General features: G+C 66.4%; 19 protein-coding genes. 11 read left to right on the top strand and 8 right to left on the bottom strand.

From position 1 onward, the window contains the following. From FMZ75_RS09500 to pgeF, 5 genes are all read left to right on the top strand, one after another. On the top strand, positions 1–2,208 hold the full coding sequence (locus tag FMZ75_RS09500; RefSeq protein WP_166142434.1) for a 3-hydroxyacyl-CoA dehydrogenase NAD-binding domain-containing protein: 2,208 nt from the start codon (positions 1–3) through the stop codon (positions 2,206–2,208). Continuing rightward, positions 2,208–3,254 (top strand): aldo/keto reductase, encoded by a 1,047-nt coding sequence (locus FMZ75_RS09495; RefSeq protein ID WP_166142433.1) that lies wholly within the window; start codon positions 2,208–2,210, stop codon positions 3,252–3,254. The genes FMZ75_RS09500 and FMZ75_RS09495 overlap by 1 nt, the downstream gene beginning before the upstream one ends. 66 nt (positions 3,255–3,320) lie before the next feature. Further along, on the top strand, positions 3,321–4,139 hold the full coding sequence (gene lgt / locus FMZ75_RS09490) for a prolipoprotein diacylglyceryl transferase (RefSeq protein WP_166142431.1): 819 nt from the start codon (positions 3,321–3,323) through the stop codon (positions 4,137–4,139). Next, positions 4,136–5,218, top strand: coding sequence for a class I SAM-dependent methyltransferase (locus FMZ75_RS09485; RefSeq protein ID WP_166142429.1), 1,083 nt, complete (start codon positions 4,136–4,138; stop codon positions 5,216–5,218). Before lgt ends, FMZ75_RS09485 begins: the two co-directional genes overlap by 4 nt. Further along, complete coding sequence (gene pgeF / locus FMZ75_RS09480; RefSeq protein WP_166142428.1) at positions 5,215–6,003, top strand: peptidoglycan editing factor PgeF; 789 nt, start codon at positions 5,215–5,217, stop codon at positions 6,001–6,003. The genes FMZ75_RS09485 and pgeF overlap by 4 nt, the downstream gene beginning before the upstream one ends. Here pgeF and FMZ75_RS09475 read toward each other — a convergent pair. The 3 genes from FMZ75_RS09475 to carA all read right to left on the bottom strand — a co-directional run bounded on the left by FMZ75_RS09475 (position 6,000) and on the right by carA (position 7,862). Next, positions 6,000–6,293 (bottom strand): DUF86 domain-containing protein, encoded by a 294-nt coding sequence (locus FMZ75_RS09475; RefSeq protein WP_246728879.1) that lies wholly within the window; start codon positions 6,291–6,293, stop codon positions 6,000–6,002. The genes pgeF and FMZ75_RS09475 overlap by 4 nt on opposite strands. 68 nt (positions 6,294–6,361) lie before the next feature. Next, positions 6,362–6,637: a nucleotidyltransferase family protein gene (locus FMZ75_RS09470; protein ID WP_370464694.1), complete on the bottom strand. Its 276-nt coding sequence runs from the start codon at positions 6,635–6,637 to the stop codon at positions 6,362–6,364. Positions 6,638–6,671: 34 nt separating this feature from the next. Beyond that, on the bottom strand, positions 6,672–7,862 hold the full coding sequence (gene carA / locus FMZ75_RS09465; RefSeq protein WP_166142426.1) for a glutamine-hydrolyzing carbamoyl-phosphate synthase small subunit: 1,191 nt from the start codon (positions 7,860–7,862) through the stop codon (positions 6,672–6,674). A 135-nt stretch (positions 7,863–7,997) separates the two neighbouring features. On the opposite strand from carA, the gene FMZ75_RS09460 reads away from it, so the two are divergent. Continuing rightward, the gene (locus tag FMZ75_RS09460; protein ID WP_166142424.1) at positions 7,998–8,447 is read left to right on the top strand and encodes a GatB/YqeY domain-containing protein; all 450 of its coding nucleotides are present in this window, start codon (positions 7,998–8,000) and stop codon (positions 8,445–8,447) included. 179 nt (positions 8,448–8,626) lie between these two features. Here the strand turns inward: FMZ75_RS09460 and metH are convergent, their stop codons facing one another. From metH to FMZ75_RS09445, 3 genes are read right to left on the bottom strand one after another with little or no spacing between them, the layout of a single operon-like run. Then, complete coding sequence (metH, locus tag FMZ75_RS09455) at positions 8,627–12,349, bottom strand: methionine synthase (protein ID WP_166142422.1); 3,723 nt, start codon at positions 12,347–12,349, stop codon at positions 8,627–8,629. Continuing rightward, complete coding sequence (metF, locus tag FMZ75_RS09450; RefSeq protein WP_166142492.1) at positions 12,346–13,242, bottom strand: methylenetetrahydrofolate reductase [NAD(P)H]; 897 nt, start codon at positions 13,240–13,242, stop codon at positions 12,346–12,348. Before metF ends, metH begins: the two co-directional genes overlap by 4 nt. Beyond that, entirely contained in the window at positions 13,242–14,252 is a 1,011-nt protein-coding gene (locus FMZ75_RS09445; RefSeq protein ID WP_142861295.1) for a metalloregulator ArsR/SmtB family transcription factor, read from the bottom strand. The genes metF and FMZ75_RS09445 overlap by 1 nt, the downstream gene beginning before the upstream one ends. Positions 14,253–14,472: 220 nt before the next feature. On the opposite strand from FMZ75_RS09445, the gene FMZ75_RS09440 reads away from it, so the two are divergent. From FMZ75_RS09440 to FMZ75_RS09425, 4 genes are all read left to right on the top strand, one after another. Further along, a complete protein-coding gene (locus FMZ75_RS09440; RefSeq protein WP_246728876.1) occupies positions 14,473–15,594 on the top strand; it encodes a GGDEF domain-containing protein in 1,122 nt (373 codons plus the stop codon). A 176-nt stretch (positions 15,595–15,770) separates the two neighbouring features. Further along, positions 15,771–19,067: a transglutaminase family protein gene (locus FMZ75_RS09435; protein WP_166142420.1), complete on the top strand. Its 3,297-nt coding sequence runs from the start codon at positions 15,771–15,773 to the stop codon at positions 19,065–19,067. Continuing rightward, complete coding sequence (locus tag FMZ75_RS09430) at positions 19,057–21,576, top strand: circularly permuted type 2 ATP-grasp protein (RefSeq protein ID WP_142861293.1); 2,520 nt, start codon at positions 19,057–19,059, stop codon at positions 21,574–21,576. The genes FMZ75_RS09435 and FMZ75_RS09430 overlap by 11 nt, the downstream gene beginning before the upstream one ends. Beyond that, positions 21,573–22,460: a transglutaminase family protein gene (locus FMZ75_RS09425; RefSeq protein ID WP_142861292.1), complete on the top strand. Its 888-nt coding sequence runs from the start codon at positions 21,573–21,575 to the stop codon at positions 22,458–22,460. The genes FMZ75_RS09430 and FMZ75_RS09425 overlap by 4 nt, the downstream gene beginning before the upstream one ends. On the opposite strand, the gene FMZ75_RS09420 is transcribed toward FMZ75_RS09425, so the two are convergent. Both FMZ75_RS09420 and cobT read right to left on the bottom strand, forming a co-directional pair. Continuing rightward, a complete protein-coding gene (locus tag FMZ75_RS09420) occupies positions 22,435–22,965 on the bottom strand; it encodes a restriction endonuclease (RefSeq protein ID WP_246659650.1) in 531 nt (176 codons plus the stop codon). The genes FMZ75_RS09425 and FMZ75_RS09420 overlap by 26 nt on opposite strands. A gap of 110 nt (positions 22,966–23,075) precedes the next feature. After that, a complete protein-coding gene (cobT, locus tag FMZ75_RS09415; RefSeq protein WP_246659649.1) occupies positions 23,076–24,107 on the bottom strand; it encodes a nicotinate-nucleotide--dimethylbenzimidazole phosphoribosyltransferase in 1,032 nt (343 codons plus the stop codon). A 112-nt stretch (positions 24,108–24,219) separates the two neighbouring features. On the opposite strand from cobT, the gene FMZ75_RS09410 reads away from it, so the two are divergent. Then, complete coding sequence (locus FMZ75_RS09410; protein ID WP_166142418.1) at positions 24,220–24,861, top strand: PadR family transcriptional regulator; 642 nt, start codon at positions 24,220–24,222, stop codon at positions 24,859–24,861. Positions 24,862–24,863: the final 2 nt, after the last annotated feature.

The raw sequence follows: 24,863 nt of genomic DNA, 5'->3' as shown, positions 1-24,863 counted from the left end.
ATGAACCTCGTCAATTTCCGTTTCGAGACCGGCGCCGACGGCGTCGCTCTGCTCACCTGGGACAGCCCCGACCGCTCGATGAACGTCATCACCTTCGAGGTGATGGACGAATTGGAAAAAGTCATCGACGAGGTGGCGAGAAATCCTGAGATCAAGGGCTGCGTGATCGCATCGGGCAAGCCGGCTTTCTCCGGCGGCGCCGATCTCTCCATGCTGCAGAAGAGCGCGGTGGAATACGCCAAAGCGGTGCGCGAGCAGGGCGAAGAGGCTGCGATGAAGCAGTTCTTCGAAGGCGCGCGCAGATTGTCGCTGCTCTATCGCAAGCTCGAGACCAATGGCAAACCCTTCGCCATCGCCATTCACGGCGCCTGTCTCGGCGGCGCTTTCGAGCTGGCGCTCGCCTGCCATTATCGCGTGCTCTCCGACTCCGACAAGACCAAGGTCGGCCTGCCGGAGATCAAGGTCGGCCTCTTCCCCGGCGCCGGCGGCACGCAGCGCGTCGCGCGGCTGATGCAGACGGGCGACGCTCTGCAATTGCTGTTCAAGGGCGAACAATTGAAGGCGGCGAAAGCCAAGGCCGCCGGACTCGTTCACGAGCTCGCGCCGGAAGGCGAAATCGTCGAGCGGGCGCGCGCATGGATCGTCAATGGCGGCAAGGGCAAGGCGCCTTGGGACGTCGACGGCTTCAAGCCGCCGTCGGGCCGTGTGTTCTCGCCGGGCGGCATGATGGTGTGGCCCGCCGCCAACGCCATCTATCGCCGCGAGACCTTCGACAATTATCCCGCCGCCAAGGCCATATTGCACAGCGTGTTCGAGGGGCTGCAATTGCCTTTCGATCTCGGCCTGCGCGTCGAGGCGCGCTGGTTCGCGCATATTCTGCGCTCGAAGCAAGCGGCGGCGATGATCCGCTCGCTCTTCCTCTCCAAGAATGAGCTGGAGAAGGGCGCGCATCGGCCGAAGGAAATTCCGCCGGCGAAATTCGCCAAGATCGGCGTGCTCGGCGCCGGCTTCATGGGCGCGGGCGTCGCCTATGTCAGCGCGCTCGCCGGCATAGAAGTGGTGCTGATCGATCGCGATCAGGAGAGCGCCGACAAGGGCAAGGCCGTCATAGACAAGCTCGTCTCCGGCCAGGTGTCGCGCGGCCGCGCAACGGCGGCGGACAAGGAGGCGCTGCTTTCGCGCATCACCGCGACGCCCGATTATGAGAAGCTCGCCGGCGCCGATCTCATCGTCGAAGCCGTGTTCGAGGAGCGCGGCGTGAAGGCGGAAGTGACGAAAAAGGCGCAGGCCGTCGTCGGTCCCGATGTGATCTTCGCCTCCAATACCTCCACTCTGCCGATCAGCTCGCTGGCCGAGACCTCGCTGAAGCCGGAGAATTTCGTCGGCATTCATTTCTTCTCGCCGGTCGAGAAAATGCTGCTCGTCGAGGTGATCCGCGGCAAGAAGACGAATGACCGCGCCGTGGCGACGGCGCTCGATTTCGTGCGCGTGCTGAGGAAGACGCCGATCGTCGTCAATGATTCACGCGGCTTCTACGCCAATCGCTGTGTGCTCAATTTCGTGCGCGAAGGGCACATAATGCTCACCGAAGGCGTGCCGCCGGCGATGATCGAGACCGCCGCGCGCATGGCCGGAATGCCGGTCGGCCCGCTCTCGCTCAATGACGAGATCGCGCTCGATCTCGCCTGGAAAATCCATCTCGCGACCAAGAAGGATCTCGGCGCAGCCGCCGTCGATCCGACGCAGGAGCGCGTGCTGCATTTCATGGTGGAGCAGGAAGGGCGTCTCGGCCGCAAGAACGGCAAGGGATTCTATGATTATCCGGCGAGCGGCAAGAAGAGCCTGTGGCCGGGCCTCTCGGCGCTCGCCGACAAGAAGCTCGATCCCGACGCCATAGATGTGGAGGAGCTGAAGCAGCGTTTCCTCGTCGTGCAGGCGGTGGAGGCGGCGCGCGTCTTGTTCGAGGGCGTCGTCACCGATCCGCGCGAGGCGGATGTCGGCTCCATTCTCGGCTTCGGCTTCGCGCCTTTCACCGGCGGCACGCTGTCTTATATCGACGGCGTCGGAACGGCGGCCTTCGTCGCAATTTGCGACGAGCTCACGCAGAAATATGGCGAGCGCTTCGCCGCGCCCGCCGAGTTGCGCGAGATGGCGAAGAAGGGCGAGAGCTTCTACGGCAAATATGGCGCGCAGGCGAAGGCGGCGTGATGCGTTACAATCAGCTCGGCCGCACAGGCCTCTTCGTCTCGGAAATCTGCCTCGGCGCGATGACGTTCGGCGAGGCGGGCGGCGCTGGAATCTGGGGCGCGATCGCCGATGTCGATCAGCAGGCGGCGACGCGCATCGTCGAGCGCGCTTTCGCGGCCGGCGTCAATTTCATCGACACGGCCGATGTCTATTCCTTCGGCCGCTCGGAGAAAATGGTGGGGCAGGCGCTCGTCGATCTCGGCGTGAAGCGCAAGGATGTCGTCATCGCCACCAAATTCTATGGCGAGACCGGCGCCGGTCCCAATGATCGCGGCGCCTCGCGCGGGCATATAATGGACAGCGTCGAGGCGAGTCTCGAGCGTCTGCAGACCGATCACATCGATCTCTATCAGATCCACGGCAATGACGCGGTGACTCCGATAGAGGAGACATTGCGCGCGCTGGACGATCTCGTCTCGCGCGGGCTGGTGCGCTACATCGGCCTCTCCAATTGGCAGGCATGGCGCATCGCCAAGGCGCTCGGCGTCTCGGAGCGGCTGGGCTATGCGCGTTACGAGACGGTGCAGGCCTATTATTCCATCGCCGGCCGCGATCTCGAGCGCGAGATCGTCCCGCTTCTCACAGAGGAAAAGCTCGGCCTCATGGTGTGGTCGCCGCTCGCCGGCGGCCTGCTCTCGGGCAAATATGGACCGGGCGCGCCGGAAGGCGCCGAGGGACGCCGCGTCTCTTTCGATTTCCCGCCCGTCGACAAGGATCGCGCCTGGGCTTGCGTCGCGGCAATGCGCGAGATCGGCGCGAAGCATGGCGCGAGCGTCGCCGAGGTCGCGCTCGCCTATGTTCTCGCTAAGCCTTTCGTCACCAGCGTCATCATCGGCGCGAGGCGCATCGATCAGCTCGAGCAAAACCTCGCCGCAGCGAAGCTGCAGTTCACGGCCGATGATCTCGCGCGGCTCGACGCGGTGAGCGCGCTGCCGAAGGAATATCCGGGCTGGATGCTCGAGCGTCAGGGCGCCTTTCGCCGTCCTGCGCCATTCGAGCCGAAATGAAGCGGTCATGACAGACGCGCCATCGCGCGCTAAGCTCGCGGCCATTCGCTGCAACCACGAGTCGTCATGCCAATCCTCGCGCTTCCCTTTCCGATGATCGATCCGGTTCTGGTCGAGCTCGGACCGCTGCCCATACGCTGGTATGCGCTGGCCTATATCGCCGGGCTCGCGCTCGGCTGGCTCTATGCGCGCCGGCTCGTCTCGCGCGAGCATTTGTGGGGCGAGATCGCACATCCCTCGCGCGAGAGTCTCGACGATCTCCTCGTCTATGTCGCGCTCGGCGTCATCATCGGCGGACGGCTCGGCCATGTGCTCTTCTATGAGCGCGATTTTTATTTCCAGCACCCAGAAGAGATCGTGAAAACCTGGAAAGGCGGCATGGCCTTTCACGGCGGGCTCATCGGCGCGATCGTCGCCATGACCTTCTTCGCCTGGCGCGAGAAGATTTTCGCGCTCACCATCAGCGACATTTGTGCGGCCGTCGCGCCGATCGGAATTTTCTTCGGCCGCCTCGCCAATTTCATCAAGCCGGAAATGTGGGGCCGCGAGAGCGACGTTCCTTGGGCCATGGTGTTTCCCGGCGCGGGCGATGCGCCGCGCCATCCGAGCCAGCTCTATGAGGCGGGGCTCGAGGGCGTCGCGCTCTATATTCTGCTCGCCGTCGCCGTGCAGCGCGGCGCGCTGAAACGTCCTGGCCTCGCGACGGGTCTCTTCGGCGTCGGCTATGGCGTGGCGCGCATCGTCAGCGAATTCTTCCGTGAGCCCGATCATTCGGAGGCGTTGGACAATGGCCTCACAATGGGCATGGCGCTGTCTGCGCCGATGATCGTGGTCGGCGCGGCGCTCATGATCTATGCGTTGCGCCCGCAGAAAGTCGAAGCATGAGTTCCTTGCGCGACGATATCGTCGAGCTCATCGCGCAAGACGGGCCGATCACGCTCGAGCGCTATATGTCGCTCGCCCTGGCGCATCCCGCCAAGGGCTATTACATGACGCGCGATCCTTTCGGCGCGGGCGGCGATTTCATCACCGCGCCGGAGATCAGCCAAATGTTCGGCGAACTCATCGGCCTCTGGGCGCAGGAGGCGTGGCGCGCCGCGCAATCGCCTTCGCCGCTGCGCCTCGTCGAGCTCGGCCCCGGTCGCGGCACGCTGATGAGCGATGCGCTGCGCGTCGCGCGCATCGCGCCGGAATTTCTCTCGGCTTTGGATGTGCATCTCGTCGAGACGAGCTCTCTGCTCGAGGCGCGGCAACGGCAGACCTTGGCCAATGCGCCGATCTCGGCGTCCTGGAGCGCGGATGTCGCGCGCGTTCCAGAGGGGCCGGCGATCATCATCGCCAATGAGTTTTTCGATGCGCTGCCGGTGCGCCATTTCGTGCAGACGGAGCGCGGCTGGAGCGAGCGCCTCGTCGGCCTGGACGAGAGCGGCGCGCTCGCCTTCGGCGTCGGCGAGGGCGTGGAGCCCGATCTCACCATCGCGGCGCCGGAAGGCTCGATCATAGAGATCGGCGCGATCGGCGCGCGCATCATGGGCGCTATCGCCGCGCGTCTCGTCGCGCAGGGCGGCGCGCTGCTCGTCATCGACTATGGCTATACGCAGACGGCGCTGGGCGAGACATTGCAGGCCGTGTCGCGTCACGCCTATGTCGATCCGCTGGAGGCGCCGGGCGAGGCCGATCTCACGACGCATGTCGATTTCGCCGCGCTCACGCGCGCTGCAAAGGCGGTCGGCGCGAAAGTGCAAGGGCCGGTGACGCAAGGCGCCTTTTTGAAGCAGCTCGGCGTCGTCGAGCGCGCCGAAGCGTTGAAGAAGCGCGCGACATCGGAGCAGCGCGCCGAGATCGACATTGCGCTGAAGCGGCTCATCGGCGACGGCGACCCCGAGCGCGACATGGGCGAATTGTTCAAGGTCATGGCCGTGACGCATCCAGACATGCCGCTTCTGCCAGGGTTTTTCCAATGAGTGAAGCATTGGAGGCGCTCGGCGCCGGCAACCTCGCTCTGCCCGGCGTGCGCCACGCTTTCTTCACGCGCGCGGGCGGCGTGTCCGAAGGCGTCTACGCTACGCTCAATGGCGGCGTCGGCTCCAATGACGACTCCGCGCGCGTCGCCGAGAATCGCGCGCGCATGGCGCAACGCCTCGGCGCAAAGACGCATCGTCTGCTCGTGCCCTATCAGATTCATTCGCGCGACGCGCTCTATGTCGCTGAGCCTTGGACCGAGGCGGAGCGGCCGCGCTGCGACGGCCTCGTCACCGATGTGGAAGGTCTGGCGCTCGGCGTCACCGGCGCCGATTGCGGAATGCTGCTCTTCGCCGACGCGCGCGCCGGCGTCATCGGCGCCTGCCATGCGGGATGGAAGGGCGCGCTCGCCGGCATGATCGAGGCGACGATCGCGGCGATGGAGACGCGCGGCGCGCATCGCGCCGATATTCATGTCGCGCTCGGCCCGGCGATCGGCCGCGAGAGCTATGAGGTGGGGGGCGAGTTCGTCGCGCGGTTTTTGGCCGAGGATGCGGGTTTCGCGCGCTTCTTCACGCCTTCGACGCGCGAAGGTCATTCCATGTTCGATCTGCCGGCTTTCATCACGCGGCGCGTCGAAGCGGCAAATGTCGCTTCCTTCGAGAATTTGCGCATCGACACTTATGCGGACGAGGCCCGCTGCTTCAGCTATCGCCGCAGCGTGCATCGCAAGGAGCCGGATTACGGGCGGCTGGTGTCGGCGATCGCGATCGGCTACGCCTGTTAATCAGAAACAGGCTTTTTTCGTATGGATTCGAGTTCCGCGCGGCAGACTTTCTCCAATGGTTGGAGGTCGCTCTGCGCGAGCTTCCACAGGACTGCGGCGGCGACTGTTTCGTAGCTGTGCCGGAGCACATTGCCGATGCCGGCCACTTTCCGCCAAGGAATTTCCGGATGACGCGTTTTCAGCTCATCATCGAGATGCCGGCTGGCTTCGGAAATGATCTCGACGCCTCGTTCGACGAGCCATTGTCGTCGCCAATCGGCTTCGAAATCGTCGAGCGAGGCCTCAGCCATGCATTCGTGAATGCGCTCTATGGCTTCGAGGATGTCCTGTAGGCGCGGAACATTCGAAGGGATCGCCATCAGAACACACGCAACGCGGTTACTTCGATCCGTTCCCGCAACGCCTTGTGCAAGCTGTCGCGAGTCATGATGTCGACTGGGGTCCCGAGAAGGTCGCGCGCATAATCCTTTAGGTCCATCAGTTCGAAAAGGCCGAGCTCGCCTTTTCGATAGTCGAAAAACAAATCGACATCCGATGTCGAGCCGGCTTCGTCGCGAGCGGTGGAGCCGAACAAATAGAGACTGAGCACACCGAGCCGCCGCAGCTCGGCTTCGTGCGCTCTCAGTCGTTCCATGGCCTCGTCGCGTCTCATGGCTCTCGCTATAGGCTCACGCCCGCGCCTTCTCCATCATATCCACAAACCGCGCGAAGAGATAATGGCTGTCCTGCGGGCCGGGGGAGGCCTCGGGGTGGTGCTGCACGGAAAAGGCCGGGCGATCGGCGAGGGCAATGCCGCAATTGGAGCCGTCGAACAGCGAGCGATGCGTCTCGGCGACATTGGCCGGCAGGCTGTCGCGATCCACGGCGAAGCCGTGGTTCATCGAGACGATCTCCACCTTGCCGGTGGTGAAATCCTTCACCGGATGATTGGCGCCGTGATGGCCCTGCGGCATTTTCTGCGTCTTCGCGCCGACGGCGAGCGCCATCATCTGATGGCCGAGGCAAATGCCGAAGGTGGGAACCTTCGCCGCCAAGAGCTCGCGAATGGTTGGCACGGCGTATTTGCCGGTCTCGGCCGGATCGCCCGGCCCATTGGAGAGAAACACGCCATCGGGCGAGAGGGCGAGAATATCCTTGGCGCTGGTCGTCGCCGGCACGACGATCACCTCGCAGCCGGCCTCGGCCAGCAACCGCAGAATATTGCGCTTCACGCCATAATCCACGGCGACGACGCGGAGCTTCTTTCCGTCGCGCTTGCCATAGCCGGAGGCTTGCCGCCAGACGGTCTCGTCCCACTCATAGCGCGCGGGCGCGGTGACGGAGGGCACGAGATCCATGCCATCAATGCCCGGCCAGGCGGCGGCCTCGGCGCGCAGCGCTGCGAGATCGAACACGCCGTCCGGCGCGAAGGCGATGACGGCGTTCTGCATGCCCTTCTCGCGGATCAGCGCCGTCAGCGCGCGCGTGTCCAGGCCGCAGAGGCCGATGATCCCACGCGCCGCGAGCCATTCGCCGAGCGGCCGCAGCGCGCGATAATTGGACGGGTCGCTCGAGGGCGCCGCGACGATGACGCCGCGCACGCCGGAGCGGCTCTCGAGATCGACGGTCTCGACATCTTCGTCATTGACGCCGACATTGCCGATATGCGGAAAGGTGAAGGTGACGATCTGCCCGGCGTAGGAGGGATCGGTGAGGATTTCCTGATAGCCGGTCATGGCGGTGTTGAAGCAGACCTCGCCGACGGCCGAGCCCACGGCGCCGAAGCCGAAGCCGAAAATCGCCTCGCCGCTGGCGAGGACCAGAACCCCCGTGTGGACCGGAACCGTCCAACCCGTCGCTGCGTCTTGATCCGGGCTCATCCGCGCTCTATGCCTCACCCTCATCCGCCGGCGCGCCGCCATCGGGCGCCCGCCATCCCTCGAAAAATCTAGATTGCCGCGATCCTTTCGGATCGCAAGCACGTCTAGAACATTTCACTGCGAAGTGGAAATACAATGCGCGAACGTTTCACGGCCGACCTCAAGGCGGCGATGAAGAGCGGCGAAAAGCAGAAAGTCGAGACGATCCGCATGATCACCGCGGGGCTCAAGGATCGCGACATCGAAGCGCGCGCCACGGGCAAGACGCTGGGCGACGACGATATTCTCGCTCTGCTGCAGAAAATGGTGAAGAGCCGACAGGAATCGGTGGAAATCTACGAGAAGGGTGGCCGCCCCGAGCTCGCCGAGAAGGAGCGCGCCGAGATCGCCGTGATCGCGGAATATCTGCCCCAGCAGCTCTCCGAGGCCGAGGTCGCGGAGGCGATAAAGGCCGCCATCGCCGAGACCGGCGCCGCCTCGATCAAGGACATGGGCAAGGTCGTCGCCGCGCTCAAGGCGAAATATACGGGCCGCATCGACTTCGGCAAGGCGAGCGCCGCGGTCAAGGCTGCGCTCGGCGGCTGAGAGCAATCGGGTGATCGAGGAGCGCCGCTCGGAGAGGCGTTTCCACCTCCCCCTCGAGGGGGGAGGTCGAGCGCCGAAGGCGATCGGGAGGGGGTGACGCCCCGAATCTCTGCAGTGAAACCCCACCCCGGACCGCTTCGCGGTCCGACCCTCCCCCTGAAGGGGAGGGTGAGCGCGCCTCACTCCGCTGGTTCGGCCACGCGCGTCTCATAGTTGAGCACGGGGGCGAGCCAGCGCTCGATCTCGGCCACGGAGACGCCCTTGCGGGCGGCGTAATCCTCGACCTGATCGCGCTCCACTTTGGCGACGCCGAAATAATGCGCCTGCGGATGCGCGAAATAGAGGCCGCTGACCGATGAGGCCGGTGTCATGGCGTAGCTCTCCGTCAGCGTGACGCCGGTGCGCTTCGTCGCCTCCAGCAGGCTGAAGAGCGTCGCCTTCTCCGTATGGTCGGGCTGCGCCGGATAGCCGGGCGCCGGGCGAATGCCGCGATAATCCTCCCCGACCAGCTGTTCCGGCGTCAGCGTCTCATCCGCCGCATAGGCCCAGAACTCGCGGCGCACGCGCGCATGCATGCGCTCGGCGAAGGCTTCGGCGAGGCGATCGGCCAGCGCCTTCACCATGATCGCCCCGTAATCGTCATTGGCGCGGGCGAAGCGCTCGGAAATTTTCGCCTCCTGCGCGCCGGCCGTGACGACGAAGGCGCCGAGGTAATCCGCCTTGCCGGAGCCCTCCGGCGCGACGAAATCGCTCAGCGCGACATTGGGCTTGCCGTCGCGGCGCGTGAGCTGCTGGCGCAGCGTATGCAGCGTCGCGAGCCTCTCGACGCGTCCCTCGCCCGTGTAGAGCGCGATATCGTCGTCCACCGCGTTGGCGGGCCAGAATCCGATGACCGCCTTGGGATTGAACCAGCGTTCCTCCACGATGCGCGTCAGCATCGCCTGCGCATCCTCGAGCAATTGCCGCGCCGCCGGCCCGCGCTCGGGATCGTCGAGCAGAGCGGGATAGCGGCCCTTGAACTCCCATGTCTGGAAGAAGGGCGTCCAATCGATATAAGGAACCAGCTCCGCGACATCATAGGAAGCGAAGACGCGCGCGCCGAGGAAGGTCGGCTTGGGCGGCGCATAGGCGGCCCAATCGATCTTCAACGCATTGGCGCGCGCGGCGGCGAGCGAAACGCGCTGCTTGTCCGCTTGAGCGCGCGCATGGGCGTCGGCGACCTTCTCATATTCCTCGCGCGTCTTGGCGACATATTCGGCGCGCGAAGCCTGCGACATCAGCGCCTGGGCGACGCCCACCGCGCGCGAGGCGTCGGTCACATAGACGGCCTGGCCCTTGGTGTAATTGGGGCTGATCTTCACCGCCGTATGCACGCGGCTCGTCGTGGCGCCGCCGATGAGCAGCGGCGCGTCGAAACCTTCGCGCTCCAGCTCCGAGGCGACGAAGCACATTTCGTCGAGCGAGGGCGTGATGAGGCCGGAGAGGCCGATGATATCGACCTTCTCGGCTTTCGCCGTCTCGAGAATTTTGGCGGTCGGCACCATCACGCCGAGATCGATGATCTCGAAATTATTGCAGCCGAGCACGACGCCGACGATGTTCTTGCCGATGTCGTGAACGTCGCCCTTCACCGTCGCGAGAAGAATCTTGCCGGCGGTGGAGCGCGTCTCCTTGTTCTCCTCCATATAGGGAAGGAGATGCGCCACGGCCTGCTTCATCACGCGCGCGGATTTGACGACTTGCGGCAGGAACATTTTGCCCTGGCCGAAGAGATCGCCGACGACATTCATGCCGGCCATCAGCGGACCTTCGATCACATCGAGCGGACGCGCGCTCGAGAGGCGCGCCTCTTCCACATCCTGCTCGATATAATCGGCGACGCCATTGACCAGCGCATATTCCAAACGCTTCTCGACGCCGGCCTCGCGCCATGCGGCGTCCTTCTCCGCCGCTTTGGCGCCAGCGCCTTTGAAGCGCTCGGCCATTTCGACGAGGCGCTCGGTCGCGTCGGGACGGCGGTTCAGCACCACATCCTCGCAGGCCTCGCGCAGCTCGGGGTCGATCTTCTCATAGACGGCGAGCTGGCCGGCGTTGACGATGCCCATATCCATCCCCGCCGCAATGGCGTGATAGAGGAAGACGGAGTGCATCGCCTCGCGCACCGGCTCATTGCCGCGGAAGGAGAAGGAGAGGTTCGACACGCCGCCGGAGACATGCGCATGCGGCAGAGTCGTCTTGATCGCGCGCGCCGCGTCGATGAAATCGACGCCGTAATTGCTGTGCTCGTCGATGCCGGTCGCGACGGCGAAAATATTGGGATCGAAGATGATGTCCTGCGGCGGAAAGCCCACTTCCTGCGTGAGAATCTTATAGGCGCGGCCGGAGATTTCCACCTTGCGCGCGAAAGTGTCGGCCTGGCCCGCCTCGTCGAAGGCCATGACGACGACCGCGGCGCCATAGCGCTTCACCTTGGTCGCCGCCTCGATGAATTTCTCCTCGCCTTCCTTCAGCGAGATGGAGTTGACGACGCCCTTGCCCTGCAGACATTGCAGGCCGGCCTCGATCACCTCGAATTTCGACGAATCCACCATCACCGGCACGCGCGCTATGTCGGGCTCGGCGGCGAGGAGATTCAAGAACTCGACCATCGCCTTTTTGGAATCGAGCAGGCCTTCGTCCATATTGACGTCGATGACCTGCGCGCCATTGGCGACCTGATCGCGCGCCACATCCAGCGCCGCGGCGTAATCGCCGGCGGTGATGAGCTTGCGGAACTTCGCCGAGCCGGTGACATTTGTGCGCTCGCCGACATTGACGAAGGGAATGTCCTTGGTCAGCGTGAAAGGCTCGAGGCCGGCGAGGCGCAGCAGCGGCGCGATCGTCGGAACAGCGCGCGGCGCGACGCCCTTCACGGCGCCGGCGATGGCGGCGATATGCGGCGGCGTCGTGCCGCAGCAGCCGCCGACGACATTGACGAGGCCCGACTTCGCGAATTCGCCGACCAGCTCGGCCATATATTCCGGGCTCTCGTCATAGAGGCCGAATTCATTGGGCAGGCCGGCGTTGGGAAAGGCGCAGATTCGCGTGTCGGCGATGCGCGAGACTTCCGCGATATGCTGGCGCATCTCGCGCGCGCCGAGCGCGCAATTGAAGCCGATGGAGAAGGGCTTCGCGTGCGCGATCGAGTTCCAGAAGGCGGCGGCCGTCTGGCCGGAGAGCGTGCGGCCGGAGAGATCGGTGATGGTGCCGGAGATCATCACCGGAAAGCGCGTGCCGACCTTCTCGAATGCGTCCTCCACCGCATAGATCGCCGCCTTGGCGTTCAGCGTGTCGAAGATCGTCTCGATCAAGAGAATATCGGCGCCGCCTTCCAACAGGCCGAGCGCTTCCTCGAGATAGGCGGCGCGCAGATCGTCGAAAGTGACGGCGCGAAAGCCGGGATTGGAGACATCCGGCGAGATGGAGGCGGTGCGATTGGTCGGCCCCATGGAGCCGGCGACGAAGCGCGGCACGCCCGTCTCGCGCGCCACCTCGTCGGCCGCTGCGCGAGCGAGGCGCGCGCCTTCGTAATTGAGCTCATAGACGATATGCTCGAGCCCGTAATCGGCCTGCGCGATAGAGGTGCAGGAGAAAGTGTTGGTCTCGATAATGTCGGCGCCGGCTTCGAGATAGGCGCGATGAATCGCCTTGATCGCCGCCGGCTGCGTCAGCGTCAGCAGGTCGTTGTCGCCGCGCAAATCCTTCGCATGATCCTTGAAGCGCTCGCCGCGAAAATCGGCCTCGGTGAATTTGTGGCGCTGGATCATCGTGCCCATGGCGCCGTCGAGCACGAGAATGCGCTCGCTCGCCGCCTTCTCCAGCGCTGCGAGAATCTTCGGTCCGTGGTTCTTGTCGAAACTCATGCTGCGACTTTCTCGGTGACGGGGCGCACGCCCAGAAGATGGCAGATCGCGAAGACGAGATCGGCGCGATTGTTTGTGTAGAAATGGAATTCCTTCACGCCGCCTTCGGCGAGGCCGAGCACCTGCTCGGCGGCGACCGCGGCGGCGATGAGCCGGCGCGTGACCGGATCGTCGTCCAATCCCTCGAAGCGATGCGCGAGCCAATCAGGCACGCTCGCGCCCGCCTTGCGCGCGAAATTCGCCGTCTGCTTGAAGTTCTGCACCGGCATGATGCCGGGCACGATCGGAATCTTTATGCCCCGCGCGCGCGCCTTGTCGAGAAAACGGAAATAGACGTCGTTCTCGAAGAAGAATTGCGTGATGGCGCGCGTCGCGCCGGCGTCGATCTTGGCTTCGAGCGCATCGAGATCGTCCTCGATCGTGCGGCTCTCGGGATGGCCTTCTGGATAGGTGGAGACGGAAATCTCGAAATCGCCTATGGCGCGAATGCCGCGCACCAGCTCGGTGGAGCTGCGATAGCCTTGCGGGTGCGGCTCGAATCGCGTGCCGACGCCGGTCGGCGGATCGCCGCGCAACGCCACGATGTGCCGTACGCCGGCGTTCCGATAGTCGCGCACGATCTCGTCGATCTCCGCGCGCGCGGCGGAGACGCAGGTGAGATGCGCGGCGGGCAGAATGTCGGTCTCGGCGGCGAGCCGCGCGACGATGTTGTGCGTGCGCTCGCGCGTGGAGCCGCCGGCGCCGTAAGTGACGGACACGAATTTGGGCTTCAAAGGCGCGAGCCGCGCGATCGAATCCCAGAGCTGCGCCTCCATCTCCGGCGTCTTCGGCGGGAAGAATTCGTAAGAAATATCGAAATGGCCCGGAGGCCACAGGCTGCGATTGTCGGACATCATGCGGTCTCGAAGCTGGCTTTGGGCAGGGGATCGGCGATGACGCGAGGATCTTGCGCCAGCCACAGGGATACGGTGAGCTTCGCGCCGTCGTCGGCGGAAGGCGCGAGATCGCGATGGCGCAGAATCTCGAGGCCGGCCTGCTCCAGCAAAGTCGTGACCTCCTGCTGCGAGAAGCCGAGGCGGCGATGCGCATGCTCGTCGCGCAAGGTCTCCTCGCGATGCGGCGCGAAATCGACGACCAGCAGCCTGCCGCCGGGCGCGAGCGTGCGCGCCGCCTCACGCAAGGCGCGGCCGGGATCGTCGAGATAATGCAGAACCTGATGCACGATGACGAGATCGCAGCTGCCCCGTTCGATCGGCAGCGCATACATGTCGCCCTGGCGCAGCTGCACATTGCGCGCGCCGGCTTTTTCCAGCCGGCCGCGCGCGACGCCGAGCATTGCGGAGGAGAGATCGACGCCGATGGCCTGCTCCGCCTGCGGCGCGAACAGCTCCAGCATGCGGCCGGCGCCGGCGCCGAGATCGAGCAGGCGGCGCAGCGGCTTCTCGCCCACCGCCTCGCGCATGGCGGCCTCGACTTGCGCCTCCGGCACATGCAGCGAGCGGATCGCGTCCCATTCGGGCGCATGCTCTGCGAAATAGCGGGCGGCGGCGTCGGCGCGGGCCTGCCGCACCTCGGCGAGGCGGGCGCGGTCGCCGGCGATGCGGGGATCCAGCGGATCGAGCCAGGAGACGACGCTGCGGGCGATCTCGCCGGGCGCATCCGCCGAGGCGAGGCGGAAGAAGGCCCAGGCGCCCTCGCGGCGGCGCTCCACCAGCCCGGCCTCCACCAAAAGCTTCAAATGGCGGGACACGCGCGGCTGCGACTGGCCGAGAATGGCCACGGCCTCGCTCACCGTCAGCTCCGTCTCGGCCAGCAGGCCGAGCAGGCGCAGACGCGTCTCCTCGCCCGCCGCATTGAGGGCGGCGAGCGCGGGCTCGAGCAAAAGAGGGCGAGACTCGGTCATTTGGCCTTTGTCGGGGGCTCGACTGATTAGATATAAAGATATCTATATGCGTCGTCTCTACGAAAATCAAGACGCGCGGCGGCTCCCCCGGCAGGGCTGGACTTCGATTTCGTCGGCCATAGATGAGACCGCGTTGGCGGTGCGCATGTGGCGGCGGTTAGGACAAACTTCTCGAAGCTCGGAGCGGCTACCCGACGCGGCTTATGTCGAGCTCGTCGATATGGTCGTGCGCCCGGCGCTGCCCGTGGTCTTCATGGGCGTCGCTCTGGCCTGCGTCGGCCTGCTGCTCGCCTCGCGCAAGCAGGATATCGTGCTGCTCGTTTTGACCTTCGCCGCCATGGCTGTGGATGTCGCGAGCGTTTTCATGGTGCTCGCCTATCGGCGGCGCACGGCCGAGGCGACGATCGTCGCCGATGAGGCGCGGCTCTGGGAGAGGCGCTTCGCCCTCGGGCTTTTTTCCTTCGCCGCGCTGCTCGGCGCGATCAATGCGCGCGGCTTGTTCTCGGCGCATCCCGTCGATTCGGCGCTGGTGCCGATGCTGACCTCGGGCATGGCCTTCGTCTTTGCCGGCGGCGTGCTCTCCAATGTCGCCTTTCGACCGCGACTATGCGGCATCGGCATCGCTCTGTCGGCGACGCCGACCATCGCCGGCTGCCTCGATCGCGCGGCGCAGGCGACCGACATTCATGTCGCTGTCGGCTTCGCCTTGCAGGCGCTGCTGCTGACCGGCTTCGCGCTCGCCGGGCTCGGCTGGGCCTCGGTGACTTACGAGGGGGCGGTCCGGCAGATCGTCTCCAAGCTCGATTTCGCCATTATGGCGCGGCGCGACGATCTGACCGGCCTCTCCAATCGCGTCGAACTGCGCGACCGATTCGACGCCGCCGTCGCCGGCCTGAGCGAGGAGGGCGATCTTCTGGCGATCCTCTGCCTCGATCTCGACCGCTTCAAAGCCGTCAACGATTCTTACGGCCATTTGACCGGCGACATGCTGCTGCGCGCCGCGGCAGGCCGCCTGTCGTCGGCGGTGCGCCGGGAGGATACGGCGGCGCGGCTCGGCGGCGACGAATTCGTCGTGCTGCAGACCGAGCTTCGGCGGCCGGGCGAGGCGCTGCTGCTCGCCCATCGCATCATTCGCGCCCTCGGCGCGCCTTATGAGATCGAAGGGCGCACAATTCAGATCGGCGTCAGCATAGGCGTGGCGATCGCGCCCCGCGACGGCATGACGCTCGAGCAGCTCATCGCCCGCGCCGACGCCGCGCTCTACCGGATGAAACGCAGCGGGCGCGGCGGCGTCGTCTTCGCGGACGAGCCGCCGCCGCCTTCCGCCGCCAATGATTCGTGAGCGTGAAAAAGGGCGCCGAATTGGTCGGCGCCCGCCGCCCCGGCGGAATGCGTCATGCGGCAATTTCCGGCAAACAGCCGCGCTTTCCCGCTCGCGCGATTGACAGGGCGCCGAGCGCATAAGCTAATCGCCCGTCGCCCTTTCCGGCGTCGCTTCGAGGAGGCGCAGCAGCTCCCGTGTCGATCAAGGTCGCGCTCCACCATCTCACCCATTACAAATACGACCGGCCGGTCGCGCTCGGGCCGCAGGTGATAAGGCTGCGGCCGGCGCCCCATTGCCGCACCCGCGTGCCGAGCTATTCGCTCAAGATCGCGCCCGCCGAGCATTTCATCAACTGGCAGCAGGACCCGCATGGCAATTGGCTGGCGCGCCTCGTCTTTCCGGAGAAGGCGGAGGAATTCCGCATCGAGGTCGACCTCCATGCGGAAATCGCCGTCTACAACCCTTTCGACTTTTTCGTCGAACCTTATGCCGAGAGCTTTCCCTTCGCCTATCCGCAGGAGCTGCGGACCGAGCTCGCCTCCTGTCTCGAGGCGGAGGAGCTGGGGCCGCTGACCGAGGCCTTCGTCGAGGCCGTGCGCCCGCGCGAGGCGGTCGCGATCGTTCCCTTCCTCGTCGCGCTCAATGCGCGGCTGCAACGCGACATTCGCTATGTGATCCGCATGGAGCCCGGCGTGCAGGCGCCGGACGAGACGCTCGCCGCCGGGACCGGCTCCTGCCGCGACTCGGCCTGGCTGCTCGTGCAGATATTGCGCCGCCTCGGCCTCGCGGCGCGTTTCGTCTCCGGCTATCTCATTCAATTGAAGGCGGACGTCGATCCGATCGAGGGCCCGACCGGAACCGATCATGATTTCACCGATCTGCACGCCTGGGCCGAGGTCTATATTCCCGGCGCCGGCTGGATCGGCATGGACGCCACCTCCGGCCTCTTCTGCGGCGAGGGGCATCTGCCTTTGTGCAGCGCGCCGCATTATCGCTCCGCCGCGCCGCTCTCCGGCGTCGTCGAGCCGGCGGAGGTCGAGTTCGGTTTCGAGATGAGGGTGCAGCGCATCCGCGAGGCGCCGCGCATCACCGCGCCTTTCTCGGACGAATCCTGGGCGAGGCTCGACGCGCTCGGTGAGAAGGTCGACGAAGATATCCGTGCTCAGGATATGCGCCTCACAATGGGCGGCGAGCCGACCTTCGTCTCCATCGACGATTTCCAGGCGCCGGAATGGAACACCGCCGCCGTCGGCCCCACCAAGCGCGCCCGCGCCGACGATCTGGTGCGGCGCCTGCACGAGCGTTTCGCCAAAGGCGGCTTTCTGCATTACGGGCAGGGCAAATGGTATCCGGGCGAGAGCCTGCCGCGTTGGGCCTTCGCGATCTATTGGCGCAAGGACGGCAAGCCGGTCTGGCGCGACCCCGAGCTCGTCACCCGCATCGGCTCGACCCAAATCCCGACGATTCAGCAGGGCGAGGAGTTCGTCGTCGATCTCTCCGAGCGTCTGGGGCTCGGCCGGCGCTATGTGATCCCGGCCTTCGAGGACCCCTCTCATTGGCTGCTGAAGGAGGGCTCGCTCCCTGTCAATGTCGATCCGCTCGATTCGAAGATCGACGACGCGGAGGAGCGCGCCCGCATGTTGCGCGCCTTCGAGCGCGGCCTGTCCAAGCCCGCGGGCTTCGTTCTGCCCGTCCAGCGCTGGAACGCCCGCGCCGAGCGGCGCTGGGTGTCGGAGCGCTGGCCGCTGCGGCGCGGACGGCTCTTTCTCGCGCCGGGCGATTCGCCGATCGGCCTGCGCCTGCCGATCAGCTCGCTGCCGTGGATTCCGCCGAGCGCCTATCCCTATAGCTGGCAGCAGGATCCGAGCGAGCCGCGCGCGCCGCTGCCCGATCCCGCGCAATTCCAGCAGATCTACGAGAGCAGCGCGCTCTATGATCGTCAGGAGCAGAGCGAGCAATTCATCGTCGAAGGCGCGGTGCGCACCGCGCTGGCCGTCGAGCCGCGCGACGGCGTGCTCTGCGTCTTCATGCCGCCGGTTTCGACGCTCGAGGATTATCTCGAGCTGCTGACCGCGGTGGAGGCGACCGCCAAGGCGATGAATCTGCCGGTTCACATCGAGGGCTATCCGCCGCCGGTCGATCCGCGCCTCGAGGTCATCAAGGTCACGCCGGACCCCGGCGTCATCGAGGTGAACATCCATCCGGGCGACACATGGCGCGACGCCGTCGCCACCACCACGGGCCTCTATGAGGACGCCCGGCAATCGCGGCTGACGGCCGATAAATTCCTGATCGACGGCCGCCAGACCGGCTCCGGCGGCGGCAATCATGTCGTGCTCGGCGGCCGCACGCCTTTCGATTCGCCCTTCCTGCGCCGGCCGGATCTGCTCAAGAGCCTCGTGCTCTATTGGCAGCGCCATCCGTCGCTCTCCTATCTCTTCTCGGGCCTCTTCATCGGTCCGACGAGCCAGGCGCCGCGGCTCGACGAGGCGCGTCACGATTCGCTCTATGAGATGGAGATCGCGCTCGCCAATGTGCCGGAGGCGGGGACGACGAATTTCCCGCCCTGGATCGTCGATCGCCTGTTCCGCAATCTGCTCGTCGACGTGACCGGCAACACGCATCGCGCCGAAATCTGCATCGACAAGCTCTATTCGCCGGACAGTCCGACCGGACGCCTCGGCCTCGTCGAGTTCCGCTCTTTCGAGATGCCGCCGGACGCGCGCATGAGCCTCGCGCAGCAATTGCTGCTGCGCGCGCTCGTCGCCTGGTTCTGGCGCGAGCCGCAGAGGGGCGGGCTGGTGCGCTGGGGAACGGCGCTGCACGACCGCTTCATGCTGCCGCATTTCGTTTGGCGCGATTTCCTCGACGTGCTCGGCGATCTGCAGGGGGCGGGCTATGCTTTCGAGCCGGAATGGTTCGAGGCGCAGAAGGAATTCCGCTGCCCGCTCGCCGGCCGCGTCGAACATGGCGGGGTGGAGCTCGAGATTCGGCAGGCGCTGGAGCCCTGGCATGTGCTGGGCGAGGAAGGCGTCGCCGGCGGCACGGCGCGCTTCGTCGATTCCTCGGTGGAGCGCGTCGAGGTGAAGGCCAAGGGCTTCGTCCCCGGCCGCCATGTGATCGCCTGCAACGGCCGCCGCGTGCCCATGGCCAGCGCCGGCGCCTCGGGGGAGGCGGTGGCGGGCGTGCGCTTCAAGGCCTGGCAGCCGGCCTCGGGAATGCAGCCGACCATCCCAGTCCACTCGCCGCTGACCTTCGACGTGATAGACAGCTGGAGCGAGCGCTCGCTCGGCGGCTGCGTCTATCACACGGCGCATCCGGGCGGTCGCAGCTACGACACTTTTCCGGTAAACTCCCATGAGGCGGAGGCTCGCAGGCTGGCGCGGTTCCAGGATCACGGCCATACGCCCGGCAGGGTGAGGCCGCCGCGCGAGGAGCCGGCGGGAGAGTTCCCGCTGACTTTGGACCTGCGGAGGAGTTGTGCCGGCTGAGCGGACGATCGATGCGAGCACGGGAGAAGCGGCGCGGCGAGTCGCCTCCTGGATCGCCCGTTATGCGCCGCCGAAGGGCGTGCCGGACGAGCTGGTCGGCCCGGACGGACGCGTGCGTCCCCATTGGGCGAGCCTGCTCGACACGCTGGGAGGCCTCAGCCGCGAGGATATAGACGATCGTTTCGCCGCCGCCGGACGTCGCATCCGCGACATGGGCGTCTCCTATCGCGTGCTCGGCGAAAACAAAGAGCGCACCTGGCCGCTGAGCCGGCTGCCGCTGCTGCTGCCGCAGGCCGAATGGCGCGAGATCGCCGCGGGCGTCGCCCAGCGCGCCGAGCTGCTCGACATGGTGCTGCGCGACGCCTATGGCGAGCAGCGCCTCGTCAAGGAGGGCGCGCTGCCGGCGGCGGTCGTCGCCGGCTCGCCGGATTACATTCGCCCGATGAGCGGCGCGACGCCGCCGGGCGGACGCTGGCTGCGCTTTTACGCCGCCGAGATCGGCCGTGGCCCGGACGGACGCTGGTGGGTGCTCGGCGACCGCGCCCAGGCGCCCTCGGGCGCCGGCTATTCGCTGGAGAATCGGCTGGTGATGGCGCGCACCTTCCCGCGCCTCTATCGCGACATGAAGGTCGAGCGGCTCGCGCCCTTCTTCCGCGATTTCCGCGCCGCCCTCGCCAAGGCCGCGCAACAGAAGGACCCGCGCATCTGCCTGCTGACGCCCGGCCCGTTCAGCGAATCCTATTCCGAGCAGGTGAGCCTCGCGCGCTATCTCGGTTTTCTGCTGGTCGAAGGCGCCGATCTCGTCACCAGCGAGCGCAAGCTGCATGTGCGCACCATCGCCGGGCTGAAGCGCGTCGATGTGGTGTGGCGCAGAGTCGACGCCGATTGGTGCGATCCGCTGGAGCTGAACGCCGCCTCGCATCTCGGCGTGCCGGGACTGCTCGACACGATTCGCGAGGGCAATGTCACCATCGCCAATATGCCGGGCGCCGGCCTCATCGAATCGCGCGCTCTGCTCTCCTTTCTGCCGGCCATCGCCCGCCGCCTGCTCGGCGAGGATCTGCGCCTCGCCAATATCGCGACATGGTGGTGTGGCCAGGACGAGGCCCGCGACGCCGTGCTCGCCTCGCTCGAGGACCGCGCCGTCGCCCCCGCCTTCGGCGAGCATCTCGCCGGCTTTCCCGGCCGCCGCGTGGCGCTGGGGGCCGAGTTCGACGCCGCCGAGCGGGCGCGTCTCACCGAGGCGATGCGCGCCCGCGGCATGGATTATGTCGGCCAGGAGGTCGTGCAGCTCTCGACGACGCCGGTCTGGAAGGATGGCGCGCTGGTTCCGCGCCCCTTCGCGCTGCGCGTCTTCGCCGCCGCCACGGCGGATGGCTGGCGGGTGATGCCGGGCGGCTTCTGCCGCGTGTCGGATCGTCTCGATGTGCGCGCCATCTCCATGGGGGCGGGCGCGCAATCGGCCGATGTCTGGGTGCTCGGCGATCGGCCGACCGACAATTCCACTCTGCTGCCGACGAGCGACGATGTCGAGATCGTCCGCATGGTCGGCGATCTGCCGAGCCGCGCCGCCGACAATCTCTTCTGGATGGGCCGCTATTTCGAGCGCGCCGAGGCGACGCTGCGGCTGGTGCGCTCGCTCTGCAATCGCCTCACCGAGGCGGATGCGCCCAATTACAGCGGCCGCCAGCCGATCGAGCGGCTGGAGCGCGTGCTGCTCGCCTGGGGCGCCGCGCCGACGCGCGACCCGCGCCTCTCGGCGGCCGAGCTCGCCCTCGCCGCCGCCAGCGGCGCCGAGACGGCCGGCTCCGCCCTCTCCATCGCCCGCGCGGCCAAGCACGCCGCCTCCATCGTGCGCGAGCGCCTGTCGCAGGATATTTGGCATCTCGTCCGCCTGCTGGAGGCGCGGCTCGACGATTTCTCTCACGGCCCGGCCTCGGAGCCGGAAGTGCTCGAGGGCGTCGAGCAATCGCTGCATATATTGGCGGCGCTCTCCGGCCTCATCGACGAGAATTTCAACCGCGTCGCCGGCTGGTGCTTCCTCGATCTCGGCAAGCGCGTCGAGCGGGCGATCAACGCCTGCCGCTTCTCCCGCCAATTCGCCGACGAGGGCGCGACCATCGACAGCCTCGACACTCTGCTCGAGCTGATCGATTCGCAGATCACCTATCGCTCACGCTATCTCGCCGGCGCCGCTCTCGCGCCCGTGCTCGATATGGCGGTGCTCGATCCCTATAATCCACGCTCGGTCGGCTTTCAGGTGGCCAAGATAGAGGAGCATCTCTCCTCTCTGCCGACCCTGCGTCACGACGGATTGCTGGAGGCGCCGCGCCGTCTCGCCGTGAAATTGCGCGCGGAGATAGAGGTGGCGAACGCCGCCGAGCTGGACGCCGCCAAAATCTTCACCCTGGAGCAGCGCTTGATGAGCCTTGCGGATGCGCTCGCCGCCCGCTACTTCCTGCAGGGCTCCAATGCGGCCCATTTCGAAGAGCCGATCCGGTTAGCGTGATCTACGACATCACCCATGTGACGACCTACAGCTACGAGGCGCCCGTCGCCGCGGCGCGCTGCGCTTTGCGCTTATTGCCGCGCGACGACGCCGGCCAGCGCGTCGTCTTCGGCCGCATCGACATCACGCCTGCGCCGCACGACTGGCGCGAGCGCGTCGATTTCTACGGCAATCGCGTCGCCGAGGCGCAGCTCGACGCGCCCCATGTGAAGCTCGGCATAGCGATGAGCGCGCGCGTGCGCGTCGAGCGCGCCGCCCCGCCCGCCGAGGCGCTGACGCCGCCTTGGGAGGTCGTGCGCGCAGAGGCGCTGGAGACGCCCTCGCTCGGACCCGACGCGCCGGCGCATTTCATCTTTCCGAGCCGGCTCGCCCCGCTCTACGAGCCCGCGACGGCGTATGCGCGCGAGAGCTTTCCGCCCGGCCGGCCGATGCTGGCTGGCGCGGTCGAGCTGATGCGGCGGATCCATCGCGATTTTCTCTACGATCCCAACGCGACCCATGTCGCAATGCCGCTGGCGCAGGCTTTCGACAAGCGCAGCGGCGTCTGCCAGGATTTCACCCACATCATGATCGCCGCGCTGCGCGGCCTCGGTCTGCCGGCGGCCTATGTCAGCGGCTATATCCGCACCATTCCGCCGCCGGGCGCGGTGAAGCTCGAGGGCGCCGACGCCTCGCACGCCTGGATTTCGGTCTGGTGCGGGCGCGAGTTCGGCTGGCTCGGCGTCGATCCGACCAACGCCATTCTGGCTTTGAACGATCATGTCGTCATCGCGCGTGGCCGCGATTACGCCGATGTCTCGCCGATCGACGGCGTGATTTTCGCCGCGGGAAAGCAGAAGCTCGACGTCAGCGTCAGCGTCACGCCGATAGAAGAGGCCGCCTGAGCAGCCGGTCGATCTTCGTCAGCTCGCAATGATGCAGCAGCAGCACCTCATTGGAGGCGGCGAGCTGCACCGCGCTCGCCGTATAGCCCTTGGTGGCGACGACGATTCCGCGCTCAGCCTCCTCATGGGCGATGGCGGCGACGATCTCCTGCACGGCCCTGTTGCCGACCGGCTTCGAATATTTCTTGCACTGGACGACGATCCTGCGCCCGCGTTTCTCCGCGACGATATCGACGCCCTGATCGCCGCTCAGCTGCGTGACCCGCGCGCTCCATCTCGCCTCGCGCAGCAGCGCCGCGCAGAAATGCTCGTAATCCTCCGGGCTCATGTCGTCGCTATATTGCGGAAAGGCGATCTCCTCATAGGCCAGCACGGCGAGATGCAGCACGCCCACGAAAGCCGTCGCCATCGCCGCCACCCCGGCGACATGCGGCCAGAGCGCGCCCGCCGCCGCCGTGAAGACGATGATGAAGGCGAGGCATCGTCTCTTTCTGCTGCGCGTCATCGCTGTCGAGATCGCCTTTCGCCCCGCTGAAAGGGGCGGCGCCGCCATGCAAGGGGACAAAGATTAATTTGCCGCCAATGGGCGTCTGCGAGGACGGCTCGACCGCGAAATTATGCGTCCTTGCCGCTGACGCCGGCGCTCGAGAAAGTCGCCATGCCGCTGTGGCAGGCCAGCGCCGCCTTGACGAGGCCGATGGCCAGCGCCGCGCCGGAGCCCTCTCCGAGCCTCATGCCGAGATCGAGCAGCGGCTTCTTGCCGAGCCGCTCCAGCACATCCCTATGCGCGCCTTCCGCCGAGACATGGCCGGCGAAGCAATGGGAAATTGCGTCCGCATTCATGGCGTGCAGCAGCGCCGCCGCCGCGCAGGCGACATAGCCGTCGAGCAGAACCGGGACGCGATTGCGTCGCGCCGCGAGAATGGCGCCCATCATGCCGGCGATCTCGCGCCCGCCGAGCCGGCGCAAAATCTCCAAAGGGTCGGACAAATGGCCGGCGTGAAAGGCCAGCGCCGCGTCGATGACCGCGTTCTTGCGCGCGAGCCCTTCATCGTCGAGGCCGGTTCCGCGCCCGGTCCAGCGCGCGGCGGGCCCGCCATAGAGCGCGGCGTAGATCGCCGCCGCCGAGCTGGTGTTGCCTATGCCCATCTCGCCCGGCGCGAGCAGATCGATCCCGCCGTCCACCGCCTCCATGCCATAGACCAGAGTGCCGGCGGCCTCGCGCTCCTCCATCGCGGGGGCTTCCGTGAAGTCGCGCGTCGGATGGTCGAGCGCCAGCTCGAAGACCTTGAGGCCGATTCCATGGGCCTTGCAGATCTGATTGATCGCCGCCCCGCCAGCGGTGAAATTGTCGAGCATCTGCCGCGTGACGGCGGCGGGAAAGGCGGAGACGCCCTTGGCCGTGACGCCGTGATTGCCCGCGAAGACGGCGACGAGCGGCCGCTCGATCCGCGGCTCGGCGCGGCCCTGCCATGCGGCCAGCCATTCGACGATTTCCTCGAGCCGACCGAGCGATCCCGGCGGCTTGGTCAGTTCGGCGTCGCGCCGCCGCACGGCGAGGGCGCTGTCATGGCAGGGGGCGGGGAGATCGGCGAAAAGATCGCGAATGTCGTCGAAGGGCGTGCTCATCGGCGTGGGGTGGGGCATTGCGGGGGCGCGAGTCAAGCGATTCGCGCTCGACGCGGCCTTTCGAGGAAGGGGTTGACGAGACCGTTATAAGATATATCTTAGATGCGTCTAAACAAAAGGAGACATGTTTATGAAGCATCATCACTTCTGGGGATCCGCCGAGCATCCGGCTTTTGCGCTGCGCGCGATGCGCGGCGGCGGGGATGAGACTTTCGGCCGGGGCGGACGTGGCGGCCATCGCGGCTTCGGCGGAGATGGCGGGTCGCGATTTGGCTCGCGGCATGGCGACGGCGAGCGCGGCGGCGGCCGCGGACGGCGGCGCATGTTCGAGGGCGGCGAGCTGCGGCTGGTGATCCTGCTGCTGCTGGAGAGCGAGCCGCGTCATGGCTATGACGTCATCCGCGAGATCGAGACCCGCACCGGCGGCGCTTATGCGCCGAGCCCGGGCATCGTCTATCCGACGCTGACTTTGCTCGAGGAGCTGGGGCAGGTGGAGGTCCAGCCGACCGAGGGCGCCAAGAAGCTCTATGCGATCACCGATGCGGGCAAGGCCCATCTCACGGAGAATCGCAAGGAGGCGGAGGCGGCGCTCGCCCGTTTCGAGGAGCTGCGCGCCAGAAGCGCGGGCGTCGACACGGGGCCGGTGTTCCGGGCCATGGGCAATCTGAAGGCCGTGCTGCAGCAGCGGCTCGCCGGCGAGCCGGACAAGGAGCTGCTGTTTCAGGTCGCCGATCTCATCGACGAGGCGGCGCGCAAGATCGAGCGGCTGTGACG

This window comes from Methylosinus sp. RM1 (assembly GCF_011378635.1).
GTDB lineage: Bacteria > Pseudomonadota > Alphaproteobacteria > Rhizobiales > Beijerinckiaceae > Methylosinus > Methylosinus sporium.
This window is presented reverse-complemented; position numbering and strand designations above follow the sequence as displayed.